The organism is Rhizobium sp. 01N447_2 (assembly GCF_056399245.1).
Genome location: NZ_JBFTQY010000125.1, coordinates 1 through 10,234 on the forward strand (window position 1 = coordinate 1; position 10,234 = coordinate 10,234).

General features: G+C 62.6%; 11 protein-coding genes. 10 read left to right on the top strand and 1 reads right to left on the bottom strand.

Annotated elements, in window-relative coordinates; all coding sequences use genetic code 11:
- Positions 1-765, bottom strand: a 765-nt coding sequence (locus AC1ECN_RS37350) for a LacI family DNA-binding transcriptional regulator (protein WP_477955887.1), incomplete at its 3' end; no start/stop codon positions are given.
- 132 nt (positions 766-897) lie between these two features.
- On the opposite strand from AC1ECN_RS37350, the gene AC1ECN_RS37355 reads away from it, so the two are divergent.
- The 10 genes from AC1ECN_RS37355 to AC1ECN_RS37400 all read left to right on the top strand — a co-directional run.
- Positions 898-1,986 carry a fatty acid desaturase family protein gene (locus tag AC1ECN_RS37355; RefSeq protein ID WP_130673895.1) on the top strand — a complete coding sequence of 363 codons (1,089 nt, stop codon included), beginning with the start codon at positions 898-900 and terminating at the stop codon, positions 1,984-1,986.
- Between the two features lie 21 nt (positions 1,987-2,007).
- Positions 2,008-2,322, top strand: coding sequence for a MocE family 2Fe-2S type ferredoxin (locus tag AC1ECN_RS37360; RefSeq protein WP_003548266.1), 315 nt, complete (start codon positions 2,008-2,010; stop codon positions 2,320-2,322).
- Positions 2,323-2,333: 11 nt separating this feature from the next.
- Positions 2,334-3,560 carry an NAD(P)/FAD-dependent oxidoreductase gene (locus AC1ECN_RS37365; protein ID WP_130673896.1) on the top strand — a complete coding sequence of 409 codons (1,227 nt, stop codon included), beginning with the start codon at positions 2,334-2,336 and terminating at the stop codon, positions 3,558-3,560.
- A gap of 26 nt (positions 3,561-3,586) precedes the next feature.
- Positions 3,587-4,402 (top strand): 3-methyl-2-oxobutanoate hydroxymethyltransferase, encoded by an 816-nt coding sequence (locus AC1ECN_RS37370; RefSeq protein ID WP_197727448.1) that lies wholly within the window; start codon positions 3,587-3,589, stop codon positions 4,400-4,402.
- A gap of 29 nt (positions 4,403-4,431) precedes the next feature.
- Entirely contained in the window at positions 4,432-5,430 is a 999-nt protein-coding gene (locus AC1ECN_RS37375; RefSeq protein WP_477955890.1) for an NUDIX hydrolase, read from the top strand.
- 69 nt (positions 5,431-5,499) lie between these two features.
- Positions 5,500-6,471 (top strand): quinolinate synthase NadA, encoded by a 972-nt coding sequence (gene nadA, locus AC1ECN_RS37380; protein WP_165586522.1) that lies wholly within the window; start codon positions 5,500-5,502, stop codon positions 6,469-6,471.
- Positions 6,468-8,009 (top strand): L-aspartate oxidase, encoded by a 1,542-nt coding sequence (locus tag AC1ECN_RS37385; RefSeq protein ID WP_477955891.1) that lies wholly within the window; start codon positions 6,468-6,470, stop codon positions 8,007-8,009. The genes nadA and AC1ECN_RS37385 overlap by 4 nt, the downstream gene beginning before the upstream one ends.
- On the top strand, positions 7,987-8,910 hold the full coding sequence (nadC, locus tag AC1ECN_RS37390) for a carboxylating nicotinate-nucleotide diphosphorylase (RefSeq protein WP_130673900.1): 924 nt from the start codon (positions 7,987-7,989) through the stop codon (positions 8,908-8,910). Before AC1ECN_RS37385 ends, nadC begins: the two co-directional genes overlap by 23 nt.
- 690 nt (positions 8,911-9,600) lie before the next feature.
- Positions 9,601-9,804 carry a hypothetical protein gene (locus AC1ECN_RS37395; protein WP_163857230.1) on the top strand — a complete coding sequence of 68 codons (204 nt, stop codon included), beginning with the start codon at positions 9,601-9,603 and terminating at the stop codon, positions 9,802-9,804.
- A 17-nt stretch (positions 9,805-9,821) separates the two neighbouring features.
- On the top strand, positions 9,822-10,234 hold a 413-nt coding region (locus AC1ECN_RS37400; RefSeq protein WP_477955892.1), incomplete at its 3' end, for an ABC transporter substrate-binding protein.

Here is a 10,234-nt window from a genome sequence, read left to right on the forward strand (position 1 = left end):
GACATAGAGGCCGACGAGATCGGGATGTTTCTGCAGCAGCGTCAACGTCGCTTCGTGGGTGATCTCGGCGGTCTCGAGATTGATCAGCGTGTCGACGACATCGAAATCAGGCGCATTCTCGCGAAAATAGGAGCGGAAGCCGATTTCTCTGAGCTCATGGCCGTGAAAGCGGTGGCTGCCGACGAAACAGGCGACCTTGCCGGGCTTGTGCGCCGTGCGCGCAATCGTCCAGGCGGCGGTGCGCCCGACCTTGCGGTTGTTGACGCCGACATAGGCGTCGCGCACGCCCGTTGCGAGGTCGGAGAGCAGCGAGAACACCGGAATGCCGCGCTCCTTCAACTCCTCGACCGCCGTCGTCACCGCCGGATAATCCGGGCCAACGAGAGCAACGGCCTGGTTGCGAGCGCCGAGCGCCTTGATCTTTTCGACGATCGCTGCCGGTGTCGCGGCTGACGGAAAGTCGATCTGCGTCTGGATGCGCGCAGACGTCAGCGCGCGCGCTGCGGTTTCGATCTCACGCACGAAGCTCTGATAGAAGGGCTGCATAGGCTTCTGCAGCAGGAAGGCGAGCCTGTATTGCGGCAGATCTTCGAAGACGCGCTGCTTGATCAGGCCGACAGCGTGATAGCCGATCGACTGCGCCGCATCATAGACCCGTCGCGCTGTTTCCTCGCGCACCCGGTGGCGCGCATTAAGAACGCGGTCGACGGTGGCGACACTGACGCCGGAGGCGCGGGCGAGATCGGAGATGGTGGGGCGGCGCATCGGCGTTCCTGATGGATTCAATCATGAATGCAAGCCATTCATGATGGCTTTTGATAGATTATATCAAGCCTGCATTGAGCGCTTTCCAAAGTCAACCTATTCTCCTGGCAAGGGCATAACGGGAGGCGGATAATGGCGACCCAGACGAAGAAACGTGACTACGACCTTCTCGGCGAAAGCGGCCGCACCGCCGTCGAGACGGGACTGGCGGCAGCCGAATGGTATCACACCGACATTCCCCGCAAGGAGATGAAGGCGCTGATGCAGCGCTCCGATGCGCCGGCGATCCGCGACACGATCATCTGGCTCGGCGCCATGGCAATCTTTGCCGGGCTCGGCATCTATTTCTGGGGCTCCTGGGTGGCCGTGCCCTTCTTCCTTGCCTATGGCGTGCTCTACGGCTCGGCCACCGACAGCCGCTGGCACGAATGCGGTCACGGCACCGCCTTCAAGACACGCTGGATGAACGATGTCGTCTACCAGATCGCCTGCTTCATGATCATGCGCAACCCGGTGACATGGCGCTGGAGCCATGCGCGCCATCATACCGATACGGTCATCGTCGGCCGTGATCCCGAGATCGCCGTGATGCGGCCGCCGGATCTCTTCCGGGTGGTGCTTAATTTCTTCGGCATCCTCGATGCCTGGCATGCGATCGTCGATATGCGGCGCAATGCCTTCGGCGTCGTCAGCGCGGCGGAAAAGACCTTCATTCCCGAGATGGAGCAGCCGAAGGCGATCCGCATAGCCCGCATCTGGCTGGCGATCTATCTGGTGACGATCGCAACCGCAATCGCCATGGGTTCGATCCTGCCGCTGGTATTGATCGGCCTGCCGCGCCTCTATGGCGCCTGGCACCATGTGCTGACCGGACTGCTGCAGCATGGCGGCCTTGCCGACAATGTCATCGATCATCGGTTGAACAGCCGCACGGTCTACATGAACCCGATCAGCCGCTTCATCTACTGGAACATGAACTATCACGTCGAACATCACATGTTCCCGATGGTGCCCTACCACGCGCTGCCCAAGCTGCACGCGATGATCAAGCACGACCTGCCGGCCCCGAACCCGTCGATCTGGTCCGGCTATCGCGAGATGATCCCGGCCTTCCTGCGCCAGCTGCGCAACGAGGATTATTTCCTGAAGCGCGACCTGCCGGCCACCGCGCGGCCCTATCGCGAGGAATTCCACAACGAGCTGGCCCCGGCCGCGCAATAACGACAATCGAGGGAGGACAAGATGAGCGGAAACTGGATCCAGGTCTGCGACAAGGACGAGATCGACGAAGAGGATGTCATCCGCTTCGATCACGACGGGCGCACCTTCGCAGTCTATCGCAGCCCGGACGACGAATTCTTCGCAACCGACGGGCTCTGCACGCATGAACATATCCATCTCGCCGACGGGCTTGTCATGGATGAGATCATCGAATGTCCAAAGCATAATGGCCGCTTCAACTACAAGACGGGCGAAGCCAAGGGTGCGCCGGTCTGCGTCAATCTCAAGACCTATCCGGTCAAGATCGAAGACGGTGCCGTCTTCATCTCGCTCTGACGGAGGCCGGCATGGCTCACTACGTCATCCTGGGAGCGGGCGAATGCGGGGCGCGCGCCGCCTTCGCCTTGCGGGAAAAGGGCTTTGCCGGCGAGATAACGCTTGTTGGTGCCGAGCCCCTTCATCCTTACGAGCGGCCGCCGCTTTCGAAGGCCGGCTCCGCCGATGCGAGCGATCCGAAATTCATCGCCGCGGCGGAAAAATATATCGAAAACGGCATCCGGCTGCTGACCGGCCTCGAGGCCAGGGATTTCGATCCCGCATCCAGGATCGTCACGCTTTCGGACGGGACGGCGCTCTCCTACGACAAGCTTCTGCTTGCGACGGGTGCGGCCGCGCGTTCGTTCCCCGGTGCGCCGGTGGGCAGCCGGCATATTCGCTCGCTGAGGACGCACCACGATGCCGCGGCGCTGCGCGAAGCAATGAAGCCGGGCCGGCATATCGCCATTATCGGTGGCGGGTTCATCGGACTGGAACTTGCGGCAACGGCGCGGCTGCTTGGCGCCGAGGTCACCGTCATCGAGGGGCTGGAACGCGTGCTGAAGCGTGGCGTGCCGGAAGAGATCGCCCATCTCATCACCGAGCGCCACCGCGCCGAGGGCGTCGATATCCGCTGCGGCGTCTCCATCGAGGCGCTGACCGAGGAGACCGGAAAAGCCCTGATCCGATTGTCGACCGGAGAGGTGATCGAAGCCGATCTCGTCCTCGTCGGCATCGGCGCACGGCCGAATGTCGAGATCGCCGAAAGGGCAGGCCTCGCAATCGACAATGGCATTGCCGTCGACACTTATCTCCGGACTTCAGCAGCTGATGTCTTTGCGGCCGGCGACTGCTGCTCCTTTCCGCTGCCGATCTATGGCGGCCGGCGGGTGCGGCTGGAATCCTGGCGCAATGCCCAGGAGCAGGGCACATTGGCCGCGGCCAACATGCTCGGCCTTAACGAAGCCGTTTCATCAGTGCCGTGGTTCTGGTCGGATCAATACGACATGACGCTGCAGATATCAGGCCTTGCCGAAGGGGCAGCCATGCATCAGCGCCGCGATCTCGGCGCAGGCGCCTTCATTCTTTTCCATCTCGACGCCGACGGACGCTTGATCGCCGCAAGCGGCATCGGACCGGGCAATGCGGTGGCGCGTGACATCAGGCTCGCCGAAATGCTGATCTCAGCACGCGCCCATCCGAACCCGGCAGCACTGGCAGCCAGCGACATCAAGCTGAAATCCCTGCTGGCCGCCTGAGCTCTCCGATATTTTCAAAGGAATTAATGATGAAGAAACATAAACGCGCAACCGTCGCCGATCTGCTTGCGGAAAAAGGCAAGCGCCAGCTCACCATGCTGCGCGTCACCTCGCTGGAGGAGGCGGACGCCGCCGAAAAAGCGGGGATCGACATCGCCTCGGTGCCGCCCTCGCTGCTCGGGCCGGTCTTTCGCGAAATCGCCCCCACTCTCTTTGCCATTCCGGGGCTCGAATATGGCGACCATGTCTCAGCCGAGGACTATCTGCGTGCGGCCTTCGCGGCGCTGAAGGCAGGCGGCGATGCGGTCTATTGCGCCGCCAGCCTGCAGACGATCCGGCGCATGCGCGATGAAGGCATTCCCGTCTGCGGCCATCTCGGGCTGATCCCTTCAAAAGCGACCTGGACGGGCGGCTTCCGTGCCGTCGGCAAGACGGCGGCGAGTGCGGCCGAAATCTGGCGGCAGACCAAGGCCCTGGAAGAGGCCGGCGCCTTCGCCGCCGAAATCGAAGTCGTCCCAGGGGATGTCGCTGCCGCCATCAGCAGCAACACCTCGATGCTGATGATCTCCATGGGGGCAGGCAGCGGCTGCGATGCCCAATATCTCTTCGCCGACGACGTGCTCGGCGCCAATCGCGACCACACTCCGCGCCACGCCAAGGTCTATCGCGACTTTGCCGCCGAACACGACCGGCTGCAGCGCGAGCGCATCGCCGCCTTCACCGAATTTGCCGAGGATGTCAGGACCGGCGCCTATCCGGAAAAGCGCCATCTCGTCGGTATCGACGACGCGGAACTGGAAATCTTCCTGCAGGGGCTGAAGAGCGAGACGGGCAACAGCTGACGGCAAACGAGTTCTACTGCCTCGATGATGTGGGAAGCGCCGCAAAGGCGCTTCCTCTCCATTGGCTTCCGTCCCGGCCTGTGTCAGGAATTATCCGTTCGATTCATTCGGAACGGAGTATTCGGTCCCCTGTGACGATCGGGTTTGCGCATGCGGAATTGATTGCGGTGCTCGTCGCGGTGACGGGGGACGAACCGCGCGTGATGACCATCCGCTCCGGCAACGCACTGCCGTCTGGCCCTTTCGAAATGGGGCATCGCACCCTRCAATCGGGCCTGCGCGAATGGGTGCAGGAGCAGACGGAACATCCCGTCGGCTATCTCGAACAGCTCTATACCTTCGCCGACCGCGACCGGAACAACGACATCCCCGGCGGGCGGACGATCTCGATCAGCTATCTCGGCCTCGTCAACGAGCAGTCGGGCGCCGGCCGGCCGGGATGGCACGGCTGGTACGAATATTTCCCCTGGGAAGACCATCGGCAGGGACGGCCGGCCGTGCTTGACGAGATCATGGCGCGTCTGGGGAGCTGGGCCGATGCCGATCCGGCAAGACGCGACCATCGCCATCGCCGGGCGGATTTCACCTTCGGCCTTGATGGCGGCGGCTGGAACGAGGATCTGGCTCTGCAGCGCTACGAACTACTTTACGAGGCGGGGCTCGTCTCGGAAGCCGGATGCGGGGCGGAGGCCAATCTCGGCCGGGCAATGTTTGCCGATCATCGCCGCATTCTCGCGACCGGCATCGCCAGGCTGCGCGCCAAGATCAAATACCGCCCCGTCGTCTTCGAGCTGATGCCGGAGRACTTCACGCTGCTGAGGCYCCAGCGCACCATCGAAGCCTTGGCAGGGCTGACGCTGCACAAGCAGAATTTCCGCCGCCTCATCGAACAGCAGGATCTCGTCGAGGAAACCGGCGGAACCGAAAGCGAAACCGGCGGCCGGCCGGCCAAGCTCTTCCGCTTTCGCCATACCGTTCTCGAAGAACGGGCGCTGGCAGGAACGAAATTACCGCTCTCCCGCAATTGACATATGCTCACCGTGAGAATATCTCTTGGCCTATGATATGCTCAAGTGGAGCATAATTAGGAGCCGGTCATGAATTATCCTGTTTCCGCATCCTCGCTCTACGAGCGCGTCAGCCGCGTCATTCCCAAAGCCGAATGGATGACATTCGAAAATGACGTCGACGCGATCCTCGAGCTCAAGCGCCGCCGCAATGCCGTCATTCTCGCGCACAACTATCAGACACCGGAGATCTTCCACGGCGTGGCCGATATCGTTGGCGACAGCCTGGCGCTCGCCCGCAAGGCGATCGAGGTCGATGCCGATATCATCGTGCTTGCCGGCGTGCATTTCATGGCCGAGACCGCCAAGCTGCTGAACCCCGAGAAAACAGTATTGATCCCGGATCTTGGCGCCGGCTGTTCGCTGGCGGATTCGATCACGCCCGAGGATATTGCCCTGCTGCGCCAGGCCCATCCCGGCGTGCCCATCGTCACTTATGTCAATACGTCCGCCGCGGTGAAGGCTGCCTCCGACATCTGCTGCACCTCGGGCAATGCCAAGCAGGTAGTAGAATCGCTCGGCGTGCCGAAGGTGCTGATGATCCCGGACGAATATCTGGCGCGCAACGTCGCCCGCGAAACTAATGTCGAGATCATCGCCTGGCATGGCCATTGCGAGGTGCACGAACTCTTCACCGCCGAGGATGTGCGCCAGCTGCACGAAAACCATCCAGGCGTCACAGTACTCGCCCATCCGGAATGCCCGCCCGAGGTGGTGGCGGAAGCCGATTTCGCCGGCTCCACCGCCGTGATGTCGGACTATGTCGGCAGGCAGAAGCCGGCGCGCGTCGTGCTGCTCACCGAATGCTCGATGAGCGACAATGTCGCCGTGCACCATCCCGATGTCGAGTTCATTCGCCCCTGCAATCTCTGCCCGCATATGAAGCGGATCACGCTGGCCAATATCCGCGCAGCACTCGAGGAAAATCGCCACGAGGTCACCGTCGATCCGGCAATTGCGGTGGCCGCCCGCCGCGCCGTCGAGAGGATGCTGGCGATATGACCGAGATTCTCGAGCATCTCACTGGACGCACGGTGATCGTCGGCAGCGGGCTTGCGGGGTTGATGACCGCGCTGACACTGGCGCCGGAACCCTCCGTCATCGTCACCCGCGCGGCCCTTGGCGCGGAGACGTCGAGCGCCTGGGCGCAGGGTGGCATCGCCGCCAGCATGGGCGCCGATGACAGCGCGGCACTGCATCTTGCCGATACGCTTGCGGCCGGTGACGGTCTCTGCGATCCGGCCATTGCCGCCGGCATCATCGCCGAGGCCCCGGCGGCGATCGCCGCGTTGGAGCAAGCCGGCGTGCGTTTCGACAGGAATACCGCAGGAGACCTCTCGCTCGGCCTGGAGGCGGCCCATAATCGCCGCCGTATCGTCCATGCCGAAGGCGACGGCTCAGGTGCGGCGATCATCGCCGCGCTGATCAAGGCGGTGATGGAAACGCCGGCTATATCAGTGCTCGAAGGTTTCGAGGCGCGGCGGATTGTGATGGRCGGCGAGCAGGTCGCCGGCCTGCTTTGCGCGACCGCGAATGGAGCCGCCATTCTGCCGACCTCGAAGGTGGTGCTCGCCACCGGCGGCATTGGCGGGCTTTACGACGCAACCACCAATCCGATGGGCAATTTCGGCCAGGGGATCGCGCTCGCAGCAAGGGCCGGTGCCGCGCTCGCCGATATGGAATTCGTGCAGTTCCATCCGACCGCGCTCGATTCACGCCGCAGGCCGCTGGCGCTCATCAGCGAGGCGGTGCGCGGGGAGGGGGCTTTGCTCGTCAACGAACGAGGCGAACGGTTCATGGCCCGCATATCAGGCGCTGAACTTGCACCGCGTGACGTGGTGGCGCGTGCGATCAGCGCCGAAATCGCCCGCGGCGGACGAGTCTTTCTCGATGCCCGCGATGCTCTCGGCAGCCGCTTTGCCACACGCTTTCCTGTCATCTCGAGCCTTTGCGGCGAGGCCGGCATCGATCCGGCGAAAGACCTCATCCCTGTGCGCCCGGCCGTTCACTATCACATGGGCGGTGTGGCCACGGATGCAAATGGCCGCAGCTCGGTTCCAGGTCTCTGGGTCGCCGGAGAGGCGGCTTCGACCGGCCTGCACGGCGCAAACCGGCTTGCCAGCAACTCGCTGCTGGAGGCGGCTGTCATGGGCATGCGGGCGGCACGCGACATATCAGGCGTGCCCGCAGGTGCCATCAGCACAATCTTTGCCGAGAGACTGCCGGCGGCTGCCGATGCATCGCTCGTCCGACCGATCGTCTCGCGCCATCTCGGCGTGCTGCGCAATGCCGGCGCCATTCATGGCGCGATCGCCGCACTGCTGCCGCTTGCCGAAGGCAACGGCCCTGCCGCCGATCCGGCCATCGTCGCGCTGCTGATCGCCGTCTTTGCCAGCCTGCGGATGGAATCGCGTGGCGCCCATGCCCGCACCGATTTTCCGCTGAAGCTCGCCAATGCCACCCGGCGCCGGATGTGTCTTTCCGATGTTCTCGAGATCGCCCGCGCAACACCGCCCTATGCCCTTGCAAGGAGTGCCTGAGATGAGCCTTGTTCCCCTTCCGCGCCTGATCGTCGAGCCGCTGGTGCGCGCGGCCCTTCTCGAAGATCTGGGTCTTGCCGGTGACATCACCTCGGCCTCGGTCATCCCTCGCGATCATCGCTCGACGGTGGTGATGGCGGCGCGTCAGCCGGGCGTGATCGCCGGTCTCGATGCCGCCGAACTCGCCTTCACCCTCGTCGATCCGGAGATCGTCATGCGCCGCCATCTTCAGGATGGCGACGCGGTCAAGCCCGGCGACGTGATCGCCACCATCGAGGGCCCCTCGCGTGGCCTGCTGAGCGGCGAGCGCACCGCGTTGAATTTCCTCGGCCACCTCTCCGGCATTGCGACTGTGACGGCTGAGATTGCCGCCGCCATTCGCGGCACCAAGGCTTCCGTTGCCTGCACGCGCAAGACGACGCCGGGGCTGAGGGCGCTGGAGAAATATGCAGTGCGGGCCGGTGGCGGTATGAACCACCGCTTCGCGCTTTATGACGCGGTGCTGATCAAGGATAATCACGTCGCCATCGCCGGCGGCGTCACTGAGGCGATCCGTCGGGCGCGGGCAGGCGTCGGCCATATGGTAAAGATCGAGGTCGAAATAGACACCCTCGATCAGTTGCATGAAGCGATGGAGACCGGCGTCGACGCCGTGCTGCTCGACAATATGACGCCGGGTCAACTGCGCGAGGCCGTCGCCATCGTCGCCGGCCGGGCCATCACCGAAGCGTCCGGCCGCGTCACGCCGGCAACGGCCGCCGCAATCGCGGCTTCCGGTGTCGACCTCATTTCGGTCGGCTGGTTGACGCACAGTGCGCCGGTGCTGGATATCGGGCTCGATTTCGTAGAGGCCACAACCGCTACGGAAGTAAGCCCAAGACGGATTGCACAGGTGCTGTAATCCTCAGGCGTGTTTCGGCTGGACCTCCTTGTCGCTGTCGAATTCCAGCAGTTCGATCATCACGGCGAGATCGGGCACCGTGTCGTAATAGGCATAGCGTCCGTGGACTGACGATGCCGTCGCTAGAGATATGCGGGTCCCTCAGCCGTTGAAACAGCTGAATCGTAAAGGTGACGGCCCCAAAGTTCCCTTCTCGACTGCGGCTGAAACGCCAATTCATGATCATCTGGGCGATCTCGTGCGCTTCGGCATATGCTCGAGTTCAACTTCAGACATGCTGACGGCCCAAGGCAATGGGCGATCGCCTGCATACGAAGGAGGCATTGGAAACCGTCCAGATGCGGGTCGCTCACAAGAAAAAATGCGCCGGAAAACGCAGATGCAAGCTGAAGGTGCGACAAGAAAATTACGAGCTAAGCGCTCTAAATATTAGAACGCTTATTTCTTCAGCCGCCGCCCCGCTCGGCTGCAGAGGAATTTATGCTTTGATTTCAATCCAATAGATGACGTGCCTGCCCACCTCAACCTCAATGCTGTGAATTTCGCCTGTTTTTTCAGCACGAGAATTGAAGCGTTTAAAATCTTGCAGAACGCCGGAAATTCATGAGACAAAAGACCTGCGAGTAGAAGCGGTCTGAGCCTCGGTTCTGGACATTGCTCGACGGGTAAATCTGTCGAGGAAATGTCCTAATGCAGGGAAAAACCAGTGATCTCGCCCCGAAATCCGCAGAGATCGACGCTGGAGCTGGTCACCTTCGCGCGCATCGTTGCTTTGCATGCCTGAGCAGCAAGCGTTCTGAAAAACGCGATTGCGCAATTGCCAGGCTCGTCGCGGATGGCTTCGATCCGGAGCGCGTCGCCAATCACTATCCGTCCTTAAAAACCGAACACTAGTTGCGAAAGGTCGACCCATGTCCCGCACCAAGCTTGCCTTCTATGCACTTGCCGCAACCCTTTCTGCCGGCGCCACCTCCGCCGCCGACAAGGTGATCTTTCAGCTCGATTGGCTACCGGGTGGCGACAAGGCGCCGATCTACGTCTGCATCCAGGAAGGTTTCTGTTCGGACGCCGGCCTTGAGGTGGAGATCGCCTCCGGTCGCGGCTCGACCGACGCCATCTCGCGCCTTGCCGCCGCGTCCTCCGACATCGGTGTTTCCGATATCGGCGCGCTGATGGCCGCCCGCGCCAATGAAGGCGTGAAGGTAACCGCCGTCATGTCGCTGTTCAACAAGGGGCCGCATGCCTTCTACGTCGCCAAGGGCGGTTCGATCGCAAGTGTCGCTGACGTCAAGGGCAAGACGATCGCGACGTCGCCCTTCACATC